Origin of the sequence: Streptococcus sp. 477, from assembly GCF_013277295.1 — a bacterium.
Lineage (GTDB): Bacteria > Bacillota > Bacilli > Lactobacillales > Streptococcaceae > Streptococcus > Streptococcus pseudopneumoniae.
The window spans coordinates 1-23,344 of sequence record NZ_VMMQ01000022.1 but is presented as its reverse complement, the minus strand read 5'-3'; the positions used below and the strand labels follow the sequence as shown (position 1 = coordinate 23,344).

Genomic DNA, 23,344 nt, shown 5'->3' with positions numbered 1-23,344 from the left:
CGGCTAGCTTCCTAGTTTGCTATTTGATTTTCATTGAGTATTATTATTTTTTATTCTTTACAGATTCAAAATAGACCTTTATTATTTTTCTAAAAAAGGAAAGCTCTGCGGCCTTCCTTCGTCTTACTTGCGTTTCTTCTTCGCTTTCTTCATTTTGTTAGCCATGCGTTTCATGGACTGTTTCATGGCAAATTCACCGATTTTACCTTTGAGTCCACCACCAAACATCTGACTCATATCTGGCATTCCTGCTCCTCCGAGAGCTGACAGGTCAGGCATACCGCCTTGTCCCATCATTCCTTCAAGGGCAGACATATCCATTCCTCCCATATTTGGCATATTTTTAGGAAGGTTGTTTGGATTGATTCCCATTTGCTTCATCATTTTGTTCATATCTCCAGACATAACACCCTGCATGAGTTGTTTAGCCTGGTTAAAGTCTTTAATGAATTTATTAACTTCGACAAATGTATTCCCAGAACCAGCTGCGATACGACGTCGACGGCTTGGATTTAGCAAATCTGGATTTTCACGTTCTTCAGGTGTCATAGAAGACACAATGGCACGTTTGCGAGCAATCTGGCGTTCATCCACCTTCATGTTTTGAAGGGCTGGGTTGTTGGCCATACCTGGAATCATCTTGAGCAAGTCTTCCATCGGCCCCATGTTTTGCACCTGATCCAACTGATCAATGAAATCATTGAAATCAAAGGTGTTTTCACGCATCTTCTCAGCCATTTCAAGAGCCTTTTGCTCATCGTATTCCTGAGAAGCTTTCTCAATCAACGTAAGCATATCCCCCATGCCAAGGATACGGCTAGACATGCGGTCTGGGTGGAAGGTCTCAATGTCCGTAATCTTTTCACCTGTACCAGTGAACTTGATTGGTTTTCCGGTAATGTGACGAACAGATAGAGCCGCACCACCACGAGTATCGCCGTCAATCTTGGTAAGGATAACCCCAGTCACTTCCAACTGATCATTAAACTCACGCGCAACATTGGCTGCTTCTTGACCAATCATAGCATCAACGACGAGCAGAATTTCATTTGGTTGAGCCAGTGCTTTTACGTCACGAAGCTCGTTCATCAAAAGCTCATCAATCTGCAAACGACCTGCCGTATCAATCAAGACATAGTCGTTATGATTAGTTTGGGCTTGCTCCAAACCTTGACGTACAATCTCAACAGCTGGTACTTCTGTTCCAAGTGCAAAGACAGGCACATCAATCTGTTGTCCCAAGGTCTTAAGCTGGTCAATGGCAGCTGGACGATAAATATCCGCCGCAATCATCAAAGGACGAGCATTTTCTTCTTTCTTGAGTTTGTTGGCCAATTTACCAGCAAAGGTTGTTTTACCAGCCCCTTGTAAACCAACCATCATGATAATCGTCGGAATTTTAGGAGACTTGATAATCTCAGCCGTATCAGAACCTAAAACGGCTGTCAGTTCCTCATCAACGATTTTAATAATCTGTTGCGCAGGATTAAGTGTATCAATGACCTCATGCCCGACTGCACGCTCACGAACTTTCTTGATAAAGTCCTTTACAACAGACAAGGCAACGTCGGCCTCAAGCAAGGCCAAGCGAATTTCTTTGGTTGCCTCTTGGACATCAGATTCAGAGATTTTTCCTTTTTTACGTAAATTTTTAAAGACGTTCTGCAAACGTTCTGTTAAACTTTCAAATGCCATTTTTCTTCCTCTTATTCTCTATTATCAATGCTTGTTAAAATTTCTATCTGCTCCTGCAGAAAGTCATCCTTGGGATAGCGCTCCAAAATCTGGTCAAAAATTTGACTGCGGACAATGTAGTCCGAGTACATGTGCAATTTCATCTCATAATCTTCTAGAATCTTTTCTGTCCGCTTGATATTATCATAGACAGCCTGACGACTGACGCCGAACTCTTCAGCAATCTCAGCAAGACTATAATCATCAGCGTAGTAGAGCTCGATATAATTCATTTGCTTATCTGTCAAAAGCGCTGCATAAAATTCAAAGAGCGCATTCATACGATTGGTTTTTTCAATTTCCATAACTTTTATTATACCAAAAATTAGCCTAATCTACCACACTAGGAAGTCAATACAAGAAGATAGCTAGCAAAATTTGAAAAAATTTGAAAAAAATAAGAGCCTAGCCCCAAGTAATTTCCAATTGATAGCTAGCAAAGGGATGTCCCTCTTGGTTTTGCAGTTGATAGTCTAGTTCAATCTTTTGCCCATCTACTTGATAATGGCTCGTTTGGATGATAAACTCCTGCATGCCCATAGGTGTAGGGATATAGGCTAAACTATCACTATCCTTTAGAAAGCGCATAGTGGTCTTGGGATTGGAAAATCGGCTCATCACCAGTTCTTGACCATGAAATTTAATCACTACTTTTTCCTTTTCCTCATTATAGAAAAGCAGATAGCTATAATCTCCCTTCTCATGCACTTCCACGTCATAAAGCTGGTCAATCACTTCCAACTGCTCATCAAACTGAATCGTATTTCGCATCCGAATCTTCACATCAGGTCCTCTTTCTTGTCTCTTGTCCTACTATTTTACCAAAAACTCTAGCTTTTTGCTATAATGGTCATATGAACGAAAAAGTATTCCGTGACCCAGTTCACAACTACATCCATGTCAATAATCAAATCATCTATGACTTGATCAATACAAAAGAATTTCAGCGTTTGCGTCGTATCAAACAACTGGGAACTTCCAGTTATACCTTCCACGGTGGAGAACATAGTCGCTTCTCTCACTGTCTAGGCGTCTATGAAATTGCACGACGCATCACAGAGATTTTCGAAGAAAAATATCCTGAGGAATGGAATCCTGCAGAGTCTCTCTTGACCATGACCGCTGCTCTTTTACACGACCTTGGGCATGGTGCCTACTCCCATACTTTTGAACATCTCTTTGATACAGACCACGAAGCCATTACTCAGGAGATTATCCAAAGTCCTGAAACGGAGATTCACCAAGTCCTGCTACAAGTGGCGCCAGATTTTCCAGAAAAGGTTGCCAGTGTCATAGACCATACCTACCCTAACAAACAGGTTGTGCAACTGATTTCTAGTCAGATTGATGCGGACCGCATGGACTATCTCTTGCGCGACTCCTATTTTACAGGAGCTTCTTATGGGGAATTTGACCTGACTCGGATCTTGCGTGTCATTCGTCCTGTCGAAAATGGTATCGCCTTTCAGCGCAATGGCATGCACGCCATCGAAGACTATGTTCTCAGCCGCTACCAAATGTATATGCAGGTTTATTTCCACCCAGCAACACGCGCTATGGAAGTTCTCCTACAAAATCTTCTCAAACGCGCTAAGGAACTCTATCCTGAGGACAAAGACTTCTTTGCACGAACTTCCCCACACCTCCTGCCTTTCTTTGAAAAAAATGTGACCTTGTCTGATTATCTGGCTCTGGATGATGGTGTGATGAATACCTACTTCCAGCTCTGGATGACCAGTCCTGATAAGATTCTTGCAGACCTGTCGCAACGCTTTGTCAACCGCAAGGTCTTTAAATCCATTACCTTTTCACAAGAAGACCAAGACCAACTCGCTAGCATGAGAAAATTGGTTGAGGACATTGGCTTTGATCCAGACTACTATACTGCTATTCATAAGAACTTCGACCTCCCTTATGATATCTATCGTCCCGAATCTGAAAATCCGCGGACACAGATTGAGATTTTACAAAAAAATGGTCAACTGGCCGAACTCTCTAGCCTGTCTCCTATCGTCCAATCCCTTGCTGGCAGTCGCCACGGAGATAATCGCTTTTATTTTCCAAAAGAAATGTTGGACCAAAACAGCATCTTTGCAAGCATTACCCAGCAATTTTTACACTTGATTGAGAACGATCATTTTACCCCAAATAAAAACTAGAAGAGGAATTTTATGAGTATTAAACTAATCGCTGTCGATATTGACGGAACCCTAGTCAACAGTCAAAAGGAGATTACTCCTGAAGTCTTTTCTGCCATCCAAGATGCCAAAGAAGCTGGTGTCAAAGTCGTCATTGCAACTGGCCGCCCTATCGCAGGTGTTGCCAAACTTCTGGACGACTTGCAGTTGAGAGACGAGGGTGACTATGTTGTGACCTTCAATGGTGCCCTTGTCCAAGAAACTGCTACAGGGCATGAGATTATCAGCGAATCCTTGACTTATGAGGATTATCTGGATATGGAATTTCTCAGTCGTAAGCTCGGTGTCCACATGCATGCTATTACTAAGGACGGTATCTATACTGCCAATCGCAATATCGGAACATACACTGTGCACGAATCAACCCTCGTCAACATGCCTATCTTCTACCGCACACCTGAAGAAATGTCTGACAAGGAAATCGTCAAGTGTATGTTCATCGATGAGCCTGAGATTCTCGATGCTGCGATTGAAAAAATCCCAGCAGAATTTTACGAACGCTACTCTATCAACAAGTCTGCTCCTTTCTACCTCGAACTCCTTAAAAAGAATATAGACAAGGGGTCAGCTATTACTCACTTAGCTGAAAAACTCGGATTGAACAAAGATCAAACCATGGCTATCGGTGACGAAGAAAATGACCGTGCCATGCTGGAAGTCGTTGGGAACCCCGTTGTCATGGAAAATGGAAATCAAGAAATCAAAAAAATCGCCAAATACATCACTAAAACAAATGACGAATCCGGCGTTGCCCATGCCATCCGAACATGGGTACTGTAAGAGGATATGAATAGACGAAAACCGCTCAGTTGAGCGGTTTTTATAGTAAAATGAAATAGGAATAGGACAAATCAATTTCTAGTAATGTTTTAGAAGTCCAGATACACTATTCTAGTTTCAATCTACTATAGTATCTAATTACATACCCCCTGCTGGAATCGATAAATAGAAAAAACCTTATTTTAAGGCTCTTCCTATACTATTTATCAATAACCCTCTTTTAGAGTATGTCCGTAAGTTTGAATAATTTGTTGTATATCTTTATGCCTTAGTAATCTTGAAACAGCCCATATATCAACACCTTTTGATAATAGACTTCCTGCGAAACAAAATATGGTAGAATAGTTCTATGAATTATGAAGCAAGTAAACAACTAACTGATGCACGATTTAAGCTCCTGGTTGGTGTTCAGCGCACGACTTTTGAAGAGATGTTAGCTGTATTGAAAACAGCTTATCAAGGTAAACACGCAAAAGGGGGACGAAAACCTAAACTAAGCCTAGAATACCTTCTTATGGCGACTTCAATATGTGCGAGAATATCGAACTTATGAACAAATTGCGGCTGATTTTGGTATCCACGAAAGCAACTTAACCCATCGGAGTCAATGGGTTGAAGTAACTCTTGTTCAAAGTGGTGTTACGATTTCAAGAACTCCTCTCAGTTCTGAGGACACGGTAATGATTGATGCGACGGAAGTAAAAATCAATCGTTCTAAAAAAACAATTAGAGAATGATTCTGGTAAAAAGAAATGCCACGCTATGAAGGCTTAAGCGATTGTCACAAGTCAAGGGAGAATTGTTTCTTTGGAGCTCGCTGTGAACTATTGTCATGATATGAAGTTGTTCAAAATGAGTCGCAGAAATATCGGACAAGCTGGTAAAATCTTGGCTGACAGTGCTTATCAAGGGCTCATGAAGCTATATCCTCAAGCGCAAACTCCGAGGAAATCCAGCAAACTCAAGCTGCTAACAGCTGAAGATAAAGCCTGTAACCATGCGCTATCTAAGGAGAGAATCAAGGTTGAGAATATTTTTGACAGAGTATAGTAGATTGAAACTAGAATAGTACACATCTACTTCTAAAACATTGTTAGAAATCGATTTGACTGTCCTGATCGATTTGTCCTGTTCTTATTTCATTTCACTATGAAAACGTTTAAAATATTTTCAACAACCTATCGAAATCATCGTAAACGCTTCGGCTTACGAATGAATTTGATTGTTGGTATTATCAATCATGAACTAGGATTCTAGTTTTGCAGGAAGTCTAATAAATATAAACCGTAAATATGCCTGCCTGCTTTTGCTATCATGGTTTGGCTACCTATCCCAAGTTCGGATAAAAATACTTTCAAGTATTTATTCAATCCATAATTTGTAGAAAGTTTATACCTTCTATCACAAGAGACCAAATCATATTTCTTTAATTCTTCACGATTATAAAGAACCTTATCTTGTTCCTCTTTCAATGCATCCAATACAGATATTAAATCTTCATCAATAATAATTTCTCTTATGGAAGTATTCGTTTTTTGAGGAATAAAATTTGTCGATTTCTAGCAAATCTTCCATACGTTTTTAGAGTTTCTCTTTCATTTTCTATTTTATAATTCACCTTCTAATTCTCTTATAATCGAGTGTAAAGATTCTTTCGTTTTGGGAACAGATTCCTTCAATATACCCTCTATAATTTTAAAATTTAAGTTAGAATAATTATGATAAATAAAATTTCTAAAACCTTTTATCTGAGTCCAGTTTATCCTATCTGAATACTTCTGTTTTACTTCCTCTGATAATTTGCCTAACGATAACTGTTCTCCTACCTGTCCTAAATTCATAGCGATAGAATCAACTACCATATCATCATCTAAAGGTAAATTATATCTTCTTGCTTTATACAAAACAGCATCGGCCTTATCAAGATATAAAACCATATCCTTCAAATATGCTATATCAGTTTCAAGAGATTGACTTCTCATAAATAACCTCTCTATCATTCAAAAAATTTTTCTTGACTAACTTCCCAATGTTTGTTTTTGGAGAAAGTAAATCACTAACCAATAGAATATCTATATTACCATCAAAAATAGTCAAAAGTCTACCATATACATCAAAATATATAGAATCATCCTCTAACTCCAAAGCAATATCAACATCACTTTTCCCATCAGCTTCGCCCCTAGCATAAGAGCCAAATAGATAAATTTTAGATAAATCATATTGTTTAGCAACAGGAACAATTTTTTCCTTTATCTGATCTATTGTATAAACCATAACCGAACCCCTTTAGATTATATCTATCCACACTTTTATTTCACCTTACTCAGAATCAAGTTTAACTTCAAAAGGAATACTTCTTGTCAACACACTTTGCTTCAAAAATAACTTCACAGCAGTTGACATATCCAACCCCAACTCATTAAAAATCGCAGTCGCTTCTTTTTTCAATTCATCATCTACTCTTACAGCAATTTGTGACATAGCATTTCTCCTTTTCTTCTTGTATATCTATTGTATCACTTTTACCAATACATATCAAACTTATTCCCTAATAAATACAGTCTTTAAATTTAAACTTGCAACTTCTTCTCTAATGCTTGTGCCAAAACTTCTGAATAGTTAATCTTTTCTCGATCAGCAAGACGAACTAGCCATTCAGGAACGGTCACGTTCTTTCTAATCGCCTTGTTACTTCTCACAAAAGGCGCAGGATCAACTTGAATCATTGATACAAAACCATCTGAAACTTCAATCTTTAAAATATCACTTGGAGTAGGCAACGCCATCCCTTCATCGATATAAGAAGCTAAAACATTTTCAAGCATTTCTCGAGCATTTTTCATCGCTTCTTCGATATTTTTTCCTTCTGTACCACCACCAAATTCTGGAAATTCTACCCAATATCCTGTTCCTTCTTTATGAAAAATAGCTGGATACGTTTTTAACATTCTACTACCCCCAACATTCTACTACCTCTGATGTAAAAAGACTTAGGAAAGTAAAAATTACAATCCTAAATCTTTGAGAATCTTTCTCTCCAATCCCTTTCCCAAATCTTCATTTCCATGAACTGGAATCGTGACAAGATAAGAAAAACCCTCTTTCTTAAAATGATGATGACTTCCTCTTTGACGAACTTCAACCCATCCATTCTCAAGAGCTAGTTTCACCATTTCTTTACCTGTAAGTGGCATATATATTCGTTACCTCCTTACACTTACTATTATACGCATTATGTGTATAATAGTCAAATTAAAACAAACCACTTTTTCTCAATAACTACAAAATAAAATAGACCAGCTTCCTGATCTACTTTATTCTATATTCATTGACTTTTGGTCAAATTTTGGTCACACTTTGGTCAAAGATTCCAAAAATACTAACCTATTTTAAAAAACTAAATTGTGATGATTGCCTACAAATAAACACTTTGAATATTCTTTATGTTTCTTTACGCTTCTTATTATGCCCCCTGCAGGAATCGAACCTGCAACTACTCCTTAGGAGGGAGTTGTTATATCCATTGAACTAAGGGAGCTAGATAAAAACTCTGCTGAAAAAGCAGAGTTTTAGTCGAATTAACGACGGATTTCTTTGATACGAGCTGCCTTACCTTGAAGAGCACGCAAGTAGTACAATTTCGCACGACGTACTTTACCGTAACGAACAACTTCGATTTTTTCAACACGTGGAGTGTGGATGGGGAAGATACGCTCAACACCTACACCGTTAGAGATTTTACGAACTGTGTAGTTTTCTGAGATACCAGCACCTTTACGTGCGATAACAACACCTTCAAAAATCTGGATACGTTCACGGTTACCTTCGACAACTTTCGCGTGTACACGAACAGTGTCACCAGGACGGAATGATGGGATATCTGTACGAAGTTGACCTTCAGTCAAGCTTTGGATTAATGGATTCATTTTATTCTCCTATCTTTGTCAATCTTGAAGAATCTTCCTCAGCGGATAAACTGTATTTTTGTGCGTCCATTACACACAAGATACAGTTTACCAAATTTCCACAAAAAAGTAAAGAAATTTATAGCAGAATTCCTAAAAAAATCGCAATCAAACCACCGAGGTAGGTCAAAGCTAAATAAGAATAAAATCCCTTCCTATCACTTAACAATCTTTGGAGTTCGTCATTCAAGGTCGAAAAAGTTGTCAAACCTCCACAAAATCCTGTTGCTAAAATAGCATAGACTTCCTTAGACTCCACATGATTGTAGAATAATCCAATTAAAAAACAACCTAGAAGATTGACTATGAGCGTTCCGAGGGGCAATTTAGAAGTTTGATTATAGCGGGAAAAGAAATAGCGCACTAAAGCTCCGAAACCACAAGCAATTGCAAGATAGACGATTACCATTTCTTCCTCCCTAGAAAATAAGCTAAGAGTAGGCCTCCACCGATGCTCAAAAGCAAATACAGGACTAAACTAAGATAACGCCCTGTATCAAGCAGCTTCACAGTATCAAGCATTAGGCTGGAAAAAGTTGTTAAACCTCCGCAAAAACCTGTACCCAGAGCTAAAACCAAGCCCTTACTTGTTCCCTTATAGACTAGATAACCTTTTACCAGATAAACCAAGCAGAAAATTCCCAGATAGTTGACAAAGAGAGTGCCCCAAGGAAAATCTGGACTGACTGGTAACCAAGTGGAAACTAGATAGCGTACAAGTCCGCCCACCATGGCAGCTAGAAAAATTCCTAGCGGATAAAATTGTTCTTTTTTCATTTGATGTTTTGATCCTGATAATCACGCGAACGTTTGAGTATGTCCGAAAAAGTCGCGACGATAGTCTCCTGATAGCGCTTGTCCTCTACACGATTCCTAACCTTTTCAAAGATAATTGATTCTCTCTTGGTATCTAAAATCGGTTTACCTGATGCTTTCTTATAAGCAACTACACCCTCAACCAAATGCATTCGTTCTTCTAAGAGCTTGACGATTTGGTCGTCGATTTGATCAATTTCTTGACGAATACTATCTAAATCCATACAGTCTCCTCCTTTATTTGAATTATTGTATCAAAAAGCCACCAAATAGGCTAGTAAAATCCTAACTCACGATAAGAAAAATGCACTGATTGATTACATCAGCGCACTTTTATACTTATCCTACTTTAGCAGCCAATTCTTCTGCGAATTGTTCCAAGCGCTCAATGTCTTCTTCCTCAGCAGAGAGATCAACTTTAACACATTCTGAACCTTTTTCTGCTCCTGTCGAAACAAAAACACGATCAAAGTCATCAACAGCCTTACAGAATTCATCGTAGAAGGTATCTCCTGAACCAACCACTCCGTAGATTTTGCCATTCAAGTTGAGATCTGCTAGGTCTTCGTAGAAGTCCATCATCTCATCTGGCAATTCACCATCACCATAAGTATAGGTCGCAACGATAGCGATGTCAGCTTCCAAGAAGTCTGAAGCGTCAACAGTTGTACATTCATCAACATCGACATCCAAGCCCAAGTCACGTAATTTGTCTGCTACAATATCTGCAATTTCTTCGGTATTACCGGTCATACTGGCAAATACAATTTTTGCTAATACCATATCGTCCTCCTCAATTTATCTTTCTCCATTATATCACATCTTTTTCATTTTAAAAATAAAAATTCTTGTGCTACAATGAAATGAGAAAGAATTGAGGTTATTTATGGAAATTTGCCATCAAATTTTAGAAAAAATCAAAGAATACGACACGATTATCATTCATCGTCATATGAAACCAGACCCTGATGCCTTGGGAAGTCAAGTGGGCTTGAAAGCCTTGCTGGAATATCATTTCCCTGAAAAAAACATCAAAGCCGTAGGTTATGATGAACCGACTCTTACTTGGATGGCTGAGATGGATCTTGTTGAAGATAGTGCCTACCAGAGCGCACTTGTCATCGTCTGTGATACGGCGAATACTGCTCGTATCGATGATAAGCGCTATAGTCAAGGTGATTTTCTCATTAAGATTGACCACCATCCAAATGATGATGTATACGGTAACCTATCTTGGGTAGATACTAGTTCAAGTAGCGCTAGCGAGATGATTACCCTATTTGCCCAAACAACCCAACTGGCCTTGTCAGATCGAGCTGCTGAGTTGCTCTTTGCAGGAATTGTTGGTGATACAGGTCGCTTCCTCTACCCTTCTACCACTGCACGGACTCTTCGTCTGGCTGCCTATCTAAGAGAACAGAACTTTGACTTTGCGGCTCTCACTCGCAAAATGGACACTATGAGTTACAAAATTGCTAAACTTCAAGGCTACATCTATGACCATCTGGAAGTGGATGAAAATGGTGCTGCTCGCGTTATCCTGAGTCAAGAAGTCTTGAAACAATTTAATGTTACTGATGCTGAAACTGCAGCCATTGTCGGTGCACCTGGACGTATTGACAGTGTTAGTCTCTGGGGAATTTTTGTGGAGCAGGCTGATGGCCACTACCGAGTTCGCTTACGCAGTAAAATCCATCCTATCAATGAAATCGCCAAGGAGCATGATGGTGGAGGCCACCCTCTAGCAAGCGGTGCTAATTCCTATAGCCTAGAGGAAAACGAAATCATCTACCAAAAGTTAAAAAACTTGCTTAAAAACTGATAAAATACTTGCCAAACTTTTCATAATCTGATAGACTAGTATGGTAACAATCTATGGCTCGCAAAGAGACCATGGCAGAAAGGAAATATTGCAAAATGAAAAAAGATATCCATCCAGAATATCGCCCAGTTGTCTTCATGGACACAACTACTGGTTACCAATTCCTTAGCGGTTCAACAAAACGCTCTAACGAAACAGTTGAGTTCGAAGGCGAAACTTACCCATTGATCCGTGTGGAAATTTCATCAGACTCACACCCATTCTACACTGGACGTCAAAAGTTCACTCAAGCAGATGGACGCGTGGATCGTTTCAACAAAAAATACGGTCTCAAATAATGATAAAAAGACAGCTTCGGCTGTTCTTTTTTGTTTCTTGAAATCAACTGCTGTTTTCATGTTCCAAACTAAAAAAACTTTACACTCTCGATAGTTTCTAGAGTACAAAGTTTTCTCTTGCCTAAAAAATATAAAAGATATATACTAGCTATATATAGTATAGATTGGAGATATACCATGACGACATCACTTACTAAGCAATACAATTTTAAAATCAATGAGTCATCAATGGAACAAGCTAGAGCTATCATCAAGGAAAAAGGAATGACTATGACGGATGCTATTAGTCTTTTTATCGAGCAGATTGTTCTCGAACAGGATTTACCAATAAAAACTGTAGAAGATATATATCGTGAGCGATTGATTCAGGAACTACAAGCCCAATCTGAACGCTCCTTAAGAGAATACGAATCCGGACAAGGAACTTCCCTAGACAATATGAGGCTACGATATGGCTTATAAAGTGAGTCTTTCTACTGAAGTGAGTCAGGCAATTGACAATATCCATGACTACATTACTACTGTTCTTTTATCACCTCAGTCTGCTAAGAATACTGTAGCCAGAATTTTAGACGGCTTAAAAAGTTTAGAAACTTTTCCTGAAGCTGGCTTTGATGCAGATGAAAAAATCGAACTAAAAATCAACAGTAAGTACCCTACGCGAGGAAAAATTATCGGTCAGTATATCTTGCTTTACTTTATCGACCAGACTCAAAGAACTGTTTTTCTTTCCCACTTATTTCACACCAAAAGTGACTATGTTACCTTGCTCCAAAGCAAAAATAACAAAAACTCAAAATCATCATTTTAATGTCCACCACTCTCTTAATAACCTTGTACTTATAAGGAACACAGTCTTCATTTTAACTAAAAAATAAAAAAACTTTGCACTCTAGCTAGCCACACGATGCTTTTCAGAGTACAAAGTTTTTTTATCTGACAAGATTTAGTCTTCCTTATCTTGATGTTCAGTTCCTTTAACTGCTTTTTTAAATTCAGATAGCATTTTACCGATTGATTCACCTAATTCAGGCAATCGTTTTGGTCCAAATATCAAGAGAGCTCCTAAAACGATGATAATCAATCCTGGTGCTCCAATATCACGTAAGATTCCCATTTCTCTCTCCTTTCTGCTTGCGTTTCATAATGTATTTGCTGATAGCAATACTTAATTCATAGAGTAAAATCAAGGGGGCAGTCATTGCCAAATCACTAACAAAGTCGGCTGGTGTCAAGATGACTGCAAGTACCAATAAGATAAAATAGGCATATCGGCGATAAGCAATCAATAATTCTGCTCCAATGAGCCCAATCGACGTCAAAAAGGCAATGATAACTGGCAATTCAAAAATCAGAGCCAAAGGCAAGGTCGTTTGAAAAACAAAAGACAGATAATTTTGGGCGGTTAACTGCGTTTCAAATAGACCTTCTCCCAACCCTAATAAAACCTGAAGTAAGGCCGGTGTTACAAAGTAAAAACCAAAAGCCAGTCCAACTAGAAAACAAAGGAAACTAGCTGGAATATAGGCAAAGACAGCTCTAGCTTCTTCCTTCTTTAAACCGGGTTTAATGAAAGACCAAATATGATACACCGTGTAAGGCAAGGTGATAGTAAAGGCCATCAGACTAGCCAAACGTATGTAAATCCATAAAATATCATTAGGCCCTAAAACAATCAACTTTTGCTGAAAAGATTGGGTCACATACTGGTAAATCTGGTCTGCAAACAGCAGAGAAACAGAGAATACCAAAAAGAAACAAATGACTACTGCCAATAGTCTCTTTCTAAATTCTACCAGATGTTCAACGATTGTCAATTCTTTTCTATCCATTTATTTTTCACCCTGTCTAAAAGTGACAATCAAGACAATAATAACAAAGACTAGCTGGCTAACCAAGCCTTCCCAACTTGGATAAATTCCAAGCAAGTCGATCGTTGGAAAGCCTGTCACTAAGTGATTTGGTGCCATATTGGTCAACTGAAGAGCATGGATACTAACCCCCAGCATCTTGAAGGCTAGGGCATAAATCATCCAAGTCAGGATAAAGAAGACCTTATGTGGCAGGAAGAATTGACTGGCCTTGTTCATCACAAGGGCAATAATTACCAGAACCAGCAAGGCAAGTGAAATTCCCAAGACAAATTCAAAACTGGAAATTCTTGGTAAAATCCCAACATAAAAGAGAATGGTTTCTGCTCCCTCACGGAAAACAGCTAGAAAACTGAGGGCAAACATGGAAATAAAGGAGCCTGTCTTGGTCACTGTTTCCATTTGTGACTCCATAAAGGTATTCCATTTTTTGACCGAGGATTTGCTGTGGAGCCAGATTCCAATCAAAATCATCATAGCTACCGCAAAAATCCCCACTGCTCCTTCGATGATTTCACGATTGGAGCCTGATGTTACTACTGGAAAGGAAATTTGCAGGATGAAGGCAATAAGGAGACTGGCCATGATTCCAGTGATAGCACCACCATAAACCCACTTGAGCCCTTTTCGCATCTTGGCTGCTTTCAAGGTCGTTACCAAGGCCATGACGATTAAGAGAGCCTCTACACCTTCTCTTAGGAGAATCAGCATAGCATCAAAGGCATTGTAACGTGCGCTAGTATCAATTTGTGATAAATCTGCTATCAGTTTTTCTAATTTTTCTTGGTATTCCTTCTCACTTCCCTTGACCATAATCACAGGGCTTTCACTTTCCACTCGTGTATAGAGGGAAGGATTGGTCGTGCTAACAGAACCCTCAATCGTTGGCCAGATAGTAATAAATTCCTTCATACTGGCTGCTCCTGATGCTTGGTCATCAGCTTGGAATTGTTCCAAAGCCTTTGTCAAAAGGGCAATGCCGTCTTTGAGACTTAAATCAGAAGATGCTTCTGCAACTTCTTTTCCAGCTACAAAATCATCAATAGCCTTTTTTAAGTCCTCAAAGGAAATCTGGATTGAATTAAAATCTGTAGGCTCGGTTTCCATACTACTACGCAAGAAAGAAATAGCTGTTTCAACACGTCCATAATGGGCCGTACTATTGTCACGAACCACACTTTCATTGATGGTCCAAGTGGAATTCATTTTCTTAAAGGCCTCTCGGACCTTTTCCAAATCTTTGGAAGTAATAGCCTGTTCCAAGGCTTCAAAACGTAGACTCAGACGGTTGACCAATTTTTCCTTTTCCGCATCTAGGTCAATAGGATTTTGTTCTTTTTCAAAAGCTAATAGGGCTGCAGAAATTTCGGTGAGTTTGTCTTCAGTAATCTCGCCTGATTGAGCTAACTTTTCCTTAACAACTTTACCAGCCTCAGAATTGCTGTCTTCTACTCTTTCGAAGTCTGATGCCATCTCCTGAACGAGTTTCTGAGCCTCAGACTGACTCCCATTTTTGACCGCTTTAGAAGCATCTGTGATTTTCACAAAGTAAAAATTCAGACTTTCTTGGGCACCTACTGGGGAAAGAATTAAAAGTGACAAAGCTAAAACTAGTAACCAGCTTTTAGCCTTCCAATAATTTCTGACCAATGTAGCCCCCTTTCTCCACACCACCAAAGCAAGCAAAGAGTCCACTACCGATATGAGTGATGTATTCATTCATCTTATCAGTAGCGCCTAGATTGGTTTGAACCTTGACAAAGTTATCAGGATCCTTCTGGAAAGAAATAAAGAGCAAGCCCGTATCAAACTGGCCAGTTTTTTCATCAATTCCATCAGAGTAAGAATAAGAACGACGCAAAAGCGGCTTGTCCACTTCCTTAGCCAAACGAACATGCGAATCATCAGGCAAAAGACTCAAATCCACTTCATCAAACTCATTTTTCTTACCGAAAGGGGCACCACTTTCCTTGTAACGACCAAAGGTATTTTCTTGTTCTTCAAGACTAGTACGATCCCAAGTTTCTAAAAACATCTGAATCCGACGAACTGCCATATAAGAACCATTTTCCATCCAGTCCTTACTATCAGCCCAAATGACGCGGTCAAAGTCTTTCTCCTTGGTTGGATTTGCTGTTCCATCCTTAAAACCAAAGAGGTTACGCGGAGTCTCCATTCGATCCCCGATAGCTGCAAAACCAGACTGACTCCAACGAAGGGTCACGGCATTTCTCCCCTTACGGATGAGATTGCGAATAGCGTGAAAGGCAACCTGCTCATCATCTGCACAGGCCTGGATGACAATATCTCCACCAGTATATTTTTCACGCAATTGCTCTTTAGGAAAAGGCGGTAAATCCCTGAAAACTTGAGGACGCTTGTTTTCCAAGTTCATCTTTTTCAAGAAACTCGCAGACACACCAAAAGTCAGCGTCAAACGATGAGGGTTGAGCCCGACTGTCTCACCAGTATCACTCGGAGGCAAGAGAGCATTCTGGCCATCTTTTTTGACCAATTCCCCCTCAACCAACTTGGCACTATAATCCGTCCAATCCTTGAATAGCTGGATAATCTTATCTCTATCCGTCGTATGCAGGTCCAAGACAACAAAATAGATATTCTTTTGCATGGGCGTACTAATCCCAGCTTGATGCTTGCCATAAAAAGCAATTTTTTCATTTCCGTACGAGATTTTTTCCTGACTTCCTAGCTTAGGTGCGAAAAAAGCAGAAGCACCAGAGAGTCCTAGCGCTAAACCAGCCCCTCCAATCCCTGCTTTTTTTAGAAATTCTCGACGGTCCATTTTCTTCTCAAAAAACTTTTCGTCTTTTTCAGTCATGACTCTTATTCTCCACTAAGAAATTTACCCATTTGTGATAGAGGCTCACCAAGTTTTGTCACAGCTTCTGACAATTCTTTGGTATCTTCTGTTGTCAAATCTGTATAGAGCTTGTAGTGTTCCTTGTCGGTCATGTGTTTGTCCAACAAATCATTGACAGACTTGAAGTCCGCTTCCAATTCTTTAACTAGGTTAGCGTCTGATTTTTCAAGCAAAGGTTTAAAGAGTTGGAAAATCTTCTCAGCTCCCTCGATATTGGCACGGAAGTCATACAAGTCTGTATGAGAATAAATTTCCTCTTCCCCTGTAATCTTACTTGTTGCAACTTCGTTAAGCAAGTCGACTGCCCCAGTCAGCATAACCTTGTAGTCCACATCAACAGTTGCAATCTTGGCTTTCAATTCCTTGATATCATTGACCAACTGATCACCATAGCTTTCAGTTCCTTTAGTTGTATTGTCTTCCCAAAGGATACGCTCAATACGGTGGAAACCTGACCATCCCTCTTCTGTCTTGTTTTCGTCCATGTAGTCTGCCAAACGGAAGTCAATCTTGACATCTGACTCACCAAAACTCTCGGCAATCGGTTCTGAACGCTCATAAGACATACGAATCAGTGGATAGACCTTCTTAGCTTCTTCTAACTTACCTTCTTTCAACAGTTTGACAAAGCCTTCTGTATCTGTCAACAGTTTATCGATTTGGTCTTGCACAAAAGTCTTATAGTCAGCAGTAGCCTTATCAAGCATTTTTTGCTTGTCTTCAGACAAGGCTGTCACCTTGGACGAATCGGTTGTCTCGGTTGATTTTTCAAAACGGACTGCACAAGCTGTCAATAGCAAGGCTGAAGATAAAAGGACAAAACCTAGTTTTTTCATTGTATACTCCTATCGGTTCAGGAAACCTGAATTCATTTTACGTTTCATTATACTATGTTTTTTCTAATCTGTCAATAAATTTTCAGACAATTTAATGTTATGTTTTCTCAATCTACCAGACTTAATACGACTTTGTAACTTGTAATCTTGTAAACGATACATGGTCGGAACATAAAAGAAATCACCACTTTTATGTAACTTAATCGCAACTTAATCGCAACAAGAACATTATTATCAAATCTTTTTACATATTCAAAACTGGCGTCTTTCTCTCGTGGATTGATGCCGACGAAATCTGGGTTCCTTAGTATGAGTTCCAGGTCTTCAATATGATGAATCACATCATTGTGATGGCCTTTTATCATATGACTTCTCAAACCGTCTTTGTTGACCTTTATGTCGCTCGCTTCAAGAACAATATCAAAAATTTCTTTTACTTCATCGGTAATCTGACCGATTTTTTTCATGATCCATAATTTCCTCCGTTATTCCACAACTATTATATCACAATCATAGTGTATATCAGGATATATCAAACTCTATTATTCGTTAGATACTCAATTTTAACTTTTCCCTTTTCCTCAAAATAATAGTATAATAGAGGTAGAATTTAGAATCGAGGTACACCTATGGCTGTAAAATTTACAAAACGAGACGACTTGGACAAGATGTTTGAAGAGTTTGCTAAACTCCCAGATTTGAAACAAGTCACTTTCCCTGATGACAAAGAGAAAAAAGCCAAAGCAGAAAAGAAAAACTAGATGACTGCTTTTCAACAACTCCCATCTAGTGTACTTCAAACTGGAGCCATTTTCCTCTCCATTATCATTGAAGCCCTTCCCTTCGTTCTGATAGGAAGCATTGTCTCAGGGCTGATTGAGGTCTATATCACACCTGACAGGGTTTATCATTTTCTCCCTCGAAATCGTTGGGGGAGAATCTTTTTTGGCACCTTCGTTGGTATACTTTTCCCTTCTTGTGAATGTGGAATCGTCCCCATTATCAATCGTTTTCTGGAAAAAAAGGTTCCCAGTTACACGGCCGTTCCCTTTCTTGTGACAGCACCTGTTATCAATCCCATTGTTCTTTTTGCGACCTATTCTGCCTTTGGCAACTCCTTCCATGTCGCCCTATTACGAGCTCTGGGTTCCATTCTTGTGGCTGTAATACTAGGAATTTTTCTAGGATTTTTCTGGCAAGAACCGATTCAGAAAGAAAATCGTCTGACTTGTCATGAGCATGATTTTTCTTACTTGAGTTCTGCAAAAAAAGTTTTTCAAGTCTTTGTGCAGGCCATTGATGAATTTTTTGATACGGGGCGTTATTTGGTATTTGGCTGCCTCTTTGCTTCTATAATACAGGTCTACGTTCCGACTCGGATTCTGACCTCTATCAGTGCGACCCCTCTTTTTGCCATCCTGCTCTTGATGATTTTATCCTTTCTTCTTTCGCTCTGTAGTGAGGCGGATGCCTTTATAGGTGCTTCTCTTCTCTCGAGTTTCGGTTTGGCTCCAGTTCTGGCCTTTCTCGTCATTGGCCCAATGCTGGATATCAAAAATATTCTCATGATGAAAAATTACTTGAAAGCACGATTTATTAGTCACTTCATTACGATTGTGACTCTGGTCGTTTTAGCCTATTCTCTCTTGATTGGAGTCATCCTATGATTCGATTTTTAGTTTTAGCTGGCTATTTTGAACTGACTATTTACCTCCATCTGTCGGGCAAACTAAACCAGTACATCAACATGCACTATTCCTATCTGGCCTATATCTCCATGGTGCTTTCCTTTATCTTGGCAATTGTTCAATTGTATATCTGGATGAAGCAAATCAAAACCCACAGTCATCTGAACAGCCGATTGGCCAAGATGACGAGTATTTCTCTTCTGGCTATTCCACTTGTCATCGGCTTAACTTTCCCAACTGTTAGCTTGGATTCTCAGACCGTTTCTGCTAAAGGTTATCATTTCCCCCTATCGGAAGGAACGGATCTAGCCATTCAGACAAGTGAAGGGACGACAAGCCAATATTTGAAACCAGACACCAGTTCTTATTTTTCAAAATCAGCCTATGAAAAGGAAATGCGAACGGCGGCGGATAAATACTTGTCCCAGGATAGCATTCAGATCACTAATGAAAACTATATGGAGGTCATGGAGGCTATCTACGACTATCCAGATGAGTTTGAGGGCAAGACAATCCAGTTTACAGGCTTTGTCTATAACGACCCCAGTCATGCCAATAGTCAATTTCTGTTCCGATTCGGCATTATCCACTGTATCGCAGATTCTGGTGTCTATGGATTGCTGACCAAGGGAAATACCCGGCAGTATGAAAACAACACTTGGATTACGGCCAAAGGAAAACTGCTCAATCACTACCATAAAGAACTCAAACAAAATCTCCCAACCTTGGAAATCGACAGCTTTACAAAAGTCGATAAACCAGAAAATCCCTATGTTTATCGAGCTTTTTAAGAAAATCAAGATAAAAACGAACAAGTTCTCTTCTGAATGACAGAAAAGAGCCTGTTCGTTTTTTTTGTTATATGAGAATTAGTGACTTGTAGATTTTCATCTTATACCATTTCAAGCCATACAAGCAACTCAGTGAGAATAAGAGAGCCACTCATTAATCATACTAGCGATTTTTTTGGGTGCTTGAGTATAAAGCTCATGGCCAACGTTTTCTAGAAAAATAGTATCAAAATAATCTGGTAATTCTTTTAGTGTTTCCTCTCTCCATGTAGCTTCATTAGGATAGCGAGGACTAATAAACAAGGTATCTCCCACTTCTCTCTTAAAAGCTTGTATTTTTCTCCGTAAGCGGAGTATCGCTTCTATATTTTCATAATTTATAGCCAACTCATATCTATTATACTCAGAATTCCAGTGATAGGACTGCCTTACGGCTTTCTCCATATTTTCTGACCAATGCTTTGCTTCAGATTTTTCTTTAGAAATAAGAAGAGCTAAGTCTGAAACAATTTGAGATTTGATATAATTTTTAGTTTCCTCTAACTCTGTATCTAAAGGTAAAATCTTATCTAAATCTAGATAGCCACCATCCAAAAGAATCAGTTTCTTCACTTCTTGAAATTCCGATGCGAGATAACGAGCCAAATCTCCTCCAAGAGAATGGCCTATCAGACAGATAGATTCTTCCTCTTCTATCGATTTTTTAAACCATGATTTCAATTCTGTTTCATCTCGAAGATGTTTTTCATATGGATTTAGAAAATAAACCTGAGAATCTAGTTCTTGAAGAAGATCCTTGCTATGATAGACATTACTTCCCAAACCACCAATAAAATATTTTTTCATTCTCTACTTAATACTATGCTTATTCATCTTTTGTTCAAAGATAGTTGTGATAATCTGACGTAATTCTTCTCGTTCTTTTTCTGGAATCTCACCACTTGTTTGAGCTGCAGCGTAGAGTTCAGGGTGTTCGATTGAAATGCGTTTAATCGTACGTGTCGTAGCATGTTTTCTGACGAAAAATGGGATTCGCTTAATCAAGTCTTGTGGGACAAGCGCAAGAATCTTCTCAGCAGTTTCCTTGTCACTAATCTTAGACGTCGTCAGCCCATTCTTTATCATTTCCTGTTCTTTTTCTGTAAAATCTTTTAATTCCATCTGATTAGTCCTCCTATTTTCTCTAAGTTAAATTATATAGCAATCTGGATAAAACTACAAATGGACTATCTGGAAATAGGTGCAATACTGTAAAGACGAGTCTGTTCTTTAATTATAAATCTTCCTCCTCAGTCACTTCCCATACTTCTGATTGATAGCCATTCCCATCAATATCGTATCTTTGGATATAGCCAATAAATGTTTCATTTTTTCGTGGTTTCTGGCTATTAACGATTGAAATAACCCACCAACTCATCAAAAATAGAAATAAAAGTCCTAGGATTACTGTCATATCATACCACCATTAAAGTTTAACCCACTTATCATTATCCATGATAAAAGGCTGAGCCAGTCCCTCGCCTGTATAATCCGCATACTTGGTGCCTAAATACTTGTAACAATCTTCCTTGCTGGCAAATTTAATCGCTTGGTAGGGCTCTTCGAAAGTCAATTTCTCTACAAATAAGAAACCGTCATCAGCCGGTACTAAGACTCCAACGTGGCCTACAAACAGATACTCACCATCCAGATTGTCGTGCAAGACTACAGATAGCATTCGAGCTTTGTCGTTGAATTGAAATTGGGAGAAGAATGTTTCCATCTTTTCAGCGTGAACCTTGACATCCGTCGTTGCCTCAGTTGGAACTCTCGAAAATAGAATATCAAACTCTTCCTTATCTTGTGAATCAAAGACCTTCCCCTTATCAATCGCATCGTTATCTAGGAAAAGCAATTGATCATTCTTATCAAGTTTTGGAATGGTGACTGAATTTTTCAAAAGACAATAACTATTGATACGGCAGTTGGTTCCAACAAAATCACCCTTCTTTTGATTCCAGAGATGACTGATTTTTTCAACATCGTATTCTGTGTGAGTAAAGGAAGTGAAATCTCCTGATAAGCCAGTTGAGCCGACAATGGTATTGTAATCATTAACGAGATTAAAAAAGGCATCAACACTATTTGGATCCAAGTGAGCTGATAAGAGAGATTTGACCTCTTCTGTACTTACCTGATTGTTTAGGTTGGTGTATGAAGCTTTCCATGGAACTTTCGTTGAACTACTTTGCCTTTGACTCGTCCCATTCGAAGTTGTAGCATCTTGCTGACAAGCTGCCAAGCCTAAAAACAAAGCTGAACAGATTCCTAATATGGCTAATTTTCTTGATTTCTTCATCTTTTTCTCCTAAATGTCTTGGATTAAAGTTTCTTTAACTACTGATTTACAGATATTGATTACTTTCTCATTTAATATGCTCATCGTCTTTCCCTCCGATTTGTTTTTTTGTTATTTCCTTAAGCTTGATTTAATTATAATAGGCGTTTCGTGCTCTGTCAACAATTTTTTTACGAAAACACAACAAAGTTTTCATTTTCGTGGATTTCGTGTTATGCTTTACTTATAAAAACAGAAAGCGATTTCATTCGTGGGTAAAGAAGAGATTGCGATTGTTACATGCGAAAAATAAAACAATATAGACTAGTAATGGTTGGACTCAATAAGAATTGAGTACTAAGATTGGTATAAGTAAAAACACCCTTGGAAACTATGAAAAAAGGGGTAGGTCTACTAAGAAAAATACTATATTTGACTTAGTTAAAGTATTCAGTAGCTTGATTGATGCCTCTTTCCTCCAGTTCAAAAGGATTCTCCTAGCGATATCCAATCTATCTACGACCAACGGGCATCACCCAGACAAGGTAAATTCCTGACCTATGCCGAGAGGCAACTGTATGAGAAGAAAAACGATGATAAACGAAGTATCGCAAAAATCATCAGACTGGACGACTACAGACAGACTACTTGCTCTCGTGTTAGGTAGTTTATCTCTGCAGGTAGCCGCTCGATGCAGGACGACAATTTAGATATGGAGTTTCCATTCTATGAGGATGAAATCCCAGACGACTACGACGCAATCGCTTATATCGTCAGCAAGTCCATGGAGCCAAAGATAAGAAACGGCAACTACCTATTTATCAAGAATCCCCCACAGATTGACTATAATACCATCGTCATCTTCCAAGTAGACGGTGCTAACTAGGTCAAGAAACTTCGCCAAGGCTACCTCAAAAAACTCAATCCCGAATACCCCGACATCCACCTAGACGAAAGCACCCATATTCGTACCATCGGGAAAGTTGTCAGGCTGTATAGGGAGAATTAAAAAAGGGGGAGAATGGCGATATAAAACAAACAGATTTTAAAAGATTCGAAAAACTTTGAAAAAGTTCATTCTACATTTCAAAAAAAGAATAAGTGACCTAAAGCAGATTAGATTTTGTTAAACAATAGTGATATGTAAATTTAGAGAAAGGCATTTAAGATCACTTTTCAAAAGGCAAATACTAAACTAACGAAACCGATAAACCAGCCCCTTAGTTCCCATATTTTCAGGCACACACTCCTTAGTACACTAGCTGAGAAGAATATCCCATTAAAAGCTATAATCCCATCTTTGA

General features: G+C 38.9%; 33 protein-coding genes, 1 tRNA gene and 3 pseudogenes. 12 read left to right on the top strand and 25 right to left on the bottom strand.

Annotated features, from left to right (window positions below; genetic code table 11):
* Nucleotides 1-123 precede the first annotated feature (123 nt).
* The 3 genes from ffh to HT691_RS03950 form a co-directional block, all read right to left on the bottom strand.
* Nucleotides 124-1,695, bottom strand: coding sequence for a signal recognition particle protein (ffh, locus tag HT691_RS03960; protein WP_138701736.1), 1,572 nt, complete (start codon nt 1,693-1,695; stop codon nt 124-126).
* A gap of 11 nt (nt 1,696-1,706) precedes the next feature.
* Nucleotides 1,707-2,039, bottom strand: coding sequence for a putative DNA-binding protein (locus tag HT691_RS03955; RefSeq protein WP_000402066.1), 333 nt, complete (start codon nt 2,037-2,039; stop codon nt 1,707-1,709).
* 100 nt (nt 2,040-2,139) lie between these two features.
* The gene (locus tag HT691_RS03950; protein ID WP_023936117.1) at nt 2,140-2,517 is read right to left on the bottom strand and encodes a DUF1934 domain-containing protein; all 378 of its coding nucleotides are present in this window, start codon (nt 2,515-2,517) and stop codon (nt 2,140-2,142) included.
* 71 nt (nt 2,518-2,588) lie between these two features.
* Here HT691_RS03950 and HT691_RS03945 point away from each other — a divergent pair, with 71 nt between their 5' ends.
* The 4 genes and pseudogenes from HT691_RS03945 to HT691_RS03930 all read left to right on the top strand — a co-directional run.
* The gene (locus tag HT691_RS03945) at nt 2,589-3,893 is read left to right on the top strand and encodes an HD domain-containing protein (protein ID WP_023936119.1); all 1,305 of its coding nucleotides are present in this window, start codon (nt 2,589-2,591) and stop codon (nt 3,891-3,893) included.
* A gap of 12 nt (nt 3,894-3,905) precedes the next feature.
* On the top strand, nt 3,906-4,712 hold the full coding sequence (yidA, locus tag HT691_RS03940; RefSeq protein ID WP_023936120.1) for a sugar-phosphatase: 807 nt from the start codon (nt 3,906-3,908) through the stop codon (nt 4,710-4,712).
* Between the two features lie 349 nt (nt 4,713-5,061).
* Nucleotides 5,062-5,759 (top strand): annotated as a pseudogene (locus HT691_RS03935) (transposase family protein); the annotation flags it as partial.
* A 102-nt stretch (nt 5,760-5,861) separates the two neighbouring features.
* Nucleotides 5,862-5,969: pseudogene (locus HT691_RS03930) on the top strand (IS5/IS1182 family transposase); the annotation flags it as partial.
* A 14-nt stretch (nt 5,970-5,983) separates the two neighbouring features.
* Here the strand turns inward: HT691_RS03930 and HT691_RS11625 are convergent.
* The 12 genes and pseudogenes from HT691_RS11625 to HT691_RS03870 all read right to left on the bottom strand — a co-directional run.
* Nucleotides 5,984-6,318, bottom strand: a pseudogene (locus tag HT691_RS11625) (site-specific integrase); the annotation flags it as partial.
* A 1-nt stretch (nt 6,319) separates the two neighbouring features.
* On the bottom strand, nt 6,320-6,694 hold the full coding sequence (locus HT691_RS03920; RefSeq protein WP_001257560.1) for a HepT-like ribonuclease domain-containing protein: 375 nt from the start codon (nt 6,692-6,694) through the stop codon (nt 6,320-6,322).
* The gene (locus tag HT691_RS03915; protein ID WP_000263130.1) at nt 6,675-6,989 is read right to left on the bottom strand and encodes a nucleotidyltransferase domain-containing protein; all 315 of its coding nucleotides are present in this window, start codon (nt 6,987-6,989) and stop codon (nt 6,675-6,677) included. The genes HT691_RS03920 and HT691_RS03915 overlap by 20 nt, the downstream gene beginning before the upstream one ends.
* Before the next feature lie 45 nt (nt 6,990-7,034).
* Nucleotides 7,035-7,196 (bottom strand): type II toxin-antitoxin system RelB/DinJ family antitoxin, encoded by a 162-nt coding sequence (locus HT691_RS03910; protein WP_000077979.1) that lies wholly within the window; start codon nt 7,194-7,196, stop codon nt 7,035-7,037.
* Nucleotides 7,197-7,285: 89 nt separating this feature from the next.
* Nucleotides 7,286-7,663 (bottom strand): type II toxin-antitoxin system HicB family antitoxin, encoded by a 378-nt coding sequence (locus HT691_RS03905; RefSeq protein ID WP_000921490.1) that lies wholly within the window; start codon nt 7,661-7,663, stop codon nt 7,286-7,288.
* 57 nt (nt 7,664-7,720) lie between these two features.
* On the bottom strand, nt 7,721-7,909 hold the full coding sequence (locus HT691_RS03900; RefSeq protein ID WP_001131503.1) for a type II toxin-antitoxin system HicA family toxin: 189 nt from the start codon (nt 7,907-7,909) through the stop codon (nt 7,721-7,723).
* 272 nt (nt 7,910-8,181) lie between these two features.
* Nucleotides 8,182-8,253: transfer RNA gene (locus HT691_RS03895), tRNA-Arg, on the bottom strand.
* Between the two features lie 40 nt (nt 8,254-8,293).
* On the bottom strand, nt 8,294-8,641 hold the full coding sequence (rplS, locus tag HT691_RS03890; protein WP_001068669.1) for a 50S ribosomal protein L19: 348 nt from the start codon (nt 8,639-8,641) through the stop codon (nt 8,294-8,296).
* Nucleotides 8,642-8,759: 118 nt separating this feature from the next.
* Nucleotides 8,760-9,089, bottom strand: coding sequence for a fluoride efflux transporter CrcB (gene crcB / locus HT691_RS03885; protein WP_000237406.1), 330 nt, complete (start codon nt 9,087-9,089; stop codon nt 8,760-8,762).
* Nucleotides 9,083-9,457: a fluoride efflux transporter CrcB gene (gene crcB / locus HT691_RS03880; RefSeq protein WP_054392922.1), complete on the bottom strand. Its 375-nt coding sequence runs from the start codon at nt 9,455-9,457 to the stop codon at nt 9,083-9,085. Before crcB (HT691_RS03880) ends, crcB (HT691_RS03885) begins: the two co-directional genes overlap by 7 nt.
* Nucleotides 9,454-9,720, bottom strand: coding sequence for a chorismate mutase (locus HT691_RS03875; protein ID WP_050262112.1), 267 nt, complete (start codon nt 9,718-9,720; stop codon nt 9,454-9,456). The genes crcB (HT691_RS03880) and HT691_RS03875 overlap by 4 nt, the downstream gene beginning before the upstream one ends.
* 115 nt (nt 9,721-9,835) lie before the next feature.
* Nucleotides 9,836-10,279 (bottom strand): flavodoxin, encoded by a 444-nt coding sequence (locus HT691_RS03870; protein WP_000241950.1) that lies wholly within the window; start codon nt 10,277-10,279, stop codon nt 9,836-9,838.
* A gap of 103 nt (nt 10,280-10,382) precedes the next feature.
* Between HT691_RS03870 and HT691_RS03865 the strand changes: the two genes are divergently transcribed.
* The 4 genes from HT691_RS03865 to HT691_RS03850 all read left to right on the top strand — a co-directional run bounded on the left by HT691_RS03865 (nt 10,383) and on the right by HT691_RS03850 (nt 12,467).
* Complete coding sequence (locus HT691_RS03865) at nt 10,383-11,318, top strand: bifunctional oligoribonuclease/PAP phosphatase NrnA (protein WP_054392923.1); 936 nt, start codon at nt 10,383-10,385, stop codon at nt 11,316-11,318.
* Between the two features lie 95 nt (nt 11,319-11,413).
* Nucleotides 11,414-11,656 (top strand): type B 50S ribosomal protein L31, encoded by a 243-nt coding sequence (locus HT691_RS03860; RefSeq protein ID WP_000710764.1) that lies wholly within the window; start codon nt 11,414-11,416, stop codon nt 11,654-11,656.
* A gap of 177 nt (nt 11,657-11,833) precedes the next feature.
* Complete coding sequence (locus HT691_RS03855) at nt 11,834-12,118, top strand: type II toxin-antitoxin system RelB/DinJ family antitoxin (protein WP_054392924.1); 285 nt, start codon at nt 11,834-11,836, stop codon at nt 12,116-12,118.
* On the top strand, nt 12,108-12,467 hold the full coding sequence (locus tag HT691_RS03850) for a type II toxin-antitoxin system RelE/ParE family toxin (protein WP_054392925.1): 360 nt from the start codon (nt 12,108-12,110) through the stop codon (nt 12,465-12,467). Before HT691_RS03855 ends, HT691_RS03850 begins: the two co-directional genes overlap by 11 nt.
* A 135-nt stretch (nt 12,468-12,602) precedes the next feature.
* Here the strand turns inward: HT691_RS03850 and tatA are convergent, their stop codons facing one another.
* From tatA to HT691_RS03820, 6 genes are all read right to left on the bottom strand, one after another.
* Complete coding sequence (gene tatA, locus HT691_RS03845; protein WP_054392926.1) at nt 12,603-12,773, bottom strand: twin-arginine translocase TatA/TatE family subunit; 171 nt, start codon at nt 12,771-12,773, stop codon at nt 12,603-12,605.
* Nucleotides 12,757-13,488 (bottom strand): twin-arginine translocase subunit TatC, encoded by a 732-nt coding sequence (tatC, locus tag HT691_RS03840; RefSeq protein ID WP_172921740.1) that lies wholly within the window; start codon nt 13,486-13,488, stop codon nt 12,757-12,759. The genes tatA and tatC overlap by 17 nt, the downstream gene beginning before the upstream one ends.
* Nucleotides 13,489-15,177, bottom strand: coding sequence for an FTR1 family protein (locus tag HT691_RS03835; RefSeq protein ID WP_172923348.1), 1,689 nt, complete (start codon nt 15,175-15,177; stop codon nt 13,489-13,491). It abuts the gene before it with no gap.
* Nucleotides 15,152-16,366 carry an iron uptake transporter deferrochelatase/peroxidase subunit gene (efeB, locus tag HT691_RS03830; protein WP_119943626.1) on the bottom strand — a complete coding sequence of 405 codons (1,215 nt, stop codon included), beginning with the start codon at nt 16,364-16,366 and terminating at the stop codon, nt 15,152-15,154. The genes HT691_RS03835 and efeB overlap by 26 nt, the downstream gene beginning before the upstream one ends.
* 5 nt (nt 16,367-16,371) lie before the next feature.
* Nucleotides 16,372-17,244, bottom strand: a complete 873-nt coding sequence (efeO, locus tag HT691_RS03825; RefSeq protein WP_000732987.1) for an iron uptake system protein EfeO — start codon at nt 17,242-17,244, stop codon at nt 16,372-16,374.
* 107 nt (nt 17,245-17,351) lie between these two features.
* Complete coding sequence (locus HT691_RS03820) at nt 17,352-17,711, bottom strand: hypothetical protein (RefSeq protein ID WP_007284914.1); 360 nt, start codon at nt 17,709-17,711, stop codon at nt 17,352-17,354.
* 162 nt (nt 17,712-17,873) lie between these two features.
* Here HT691_RS03820 and HT691_RS11505 point away from each other — a divergent pair, with 162 nt between their 5' ends.
* The 3 genes from HT691_RS11505 to HT691_RS03810 are packed head-to-tail and all read left to right on the top strand — an operon-like array spanning nt 17,874 to nt 19,723.
* Nucleotides 17,874-18,005, top strand: coding sequence for an SPJ_0845 family protein (locus tag HT691_RS11505; protein ID WP_000268685.1), 132 nt, complete (start codon nt 17,874-17,876; stop codon nt 18,003-18,005).
* Nucleotides 18,006-18,911, top strand: a complete 906-nt coding sequence (locus tag HT691_RS03815) for a permease (RefSeq protein ID WP_000123628.1) — start codon at nt 18,006-18,008, stop codon at nt 18,909-18,911. It begins immediately after the preceding gene.
* Nucleotides 18,908-19,723, top strand: a complete 816-nt coding sequence (locus HT691_RS03810; protein WP_000617832.1) for a TIGR03943 family protein — start codon at nt 18,908-18,910, stop codon at nt 19,721-19,723. The genes HT691_RS03815 and HT691_RS03810 overlap by 4 nt, the downstream gene beginning before the upstream one ends.
* Before the next feature lie 129 nt (nt 19,724-19,852).
* Here the strand turns inward: HT691_RS03810 and HT691_RS03805 are convergent, their stop codons facing one another.
* The 4 genes from HT691_RS03805 to HT691_RS03790 all read right to left on the bottom strand — a co-directional run bounded on the left by HT691_RS03805 (nt 19,853) and on the right by HT691_RS03790 (nt 22,061).
* Complete coding sequence (locus HT691_RS03805; RefSeq protein WP_000759787.1) at nt 19,853-20,569, bottom strand: alpha/beta hydrolase; 717 nt, start codon at nt 20,567-20,569, stop codon at nt 19,853-19,855.
* Nucleotides 20,570-20,572: 3 nt separating this feature from the next.
* A complete protein-coding gene (locus HT691_RS03800) occupies nt 20,573-20,884 on the bottom strand; it encodes a hypothetical protein (protein WP_000420573.1) in 312 nt (103 codons plus the stop codon).
* A 112-nt stretch (nt 20,885-20,996) separates the two neighbouring features.
* Nucleotides 20,997-21,176 (bottom strand): hypothetical protein, encoded by a 180-nt coding sequence (locus HT691_RS03795; protein WP_000216060.1) that lies wholly within the window; start codon nt 21,174-21,176, stop codon nt 20,997-20,999.
* A gap of 12 nt (nt 21,177-21,188) precedes the next feature.
* Nucleotides 21,189-22,061, bottom strand: coding sequence for a DUF4300 family protein (locus HT691_RS03790; protein ID WP_000749590.1), 873 nt, complete (start codon nt 22,059-22,061; stop codon nt 21,189-21,191).
* A gap of 670 nt (nt 22,062-22,731) precedes the next feature.
* Here HT691_RS03790 and HT691_RS03785 point away from each other — a divergent pair.
* Nucleotides 22,732-22,926 carry a S24 family peptidase gene (locus HT691_RS03785; RefSeq protein WP_001150162.1) on the top strand — a complete coding sequence of 65 codons (195 nt, stop codon included), beginning with the start codon at nt 22,732-22,734 and terminating at the stop codon, nt 22,924-22,926.
* Nucleotides 22,927-23,344 lie beyond the last annotated feature (418 nt).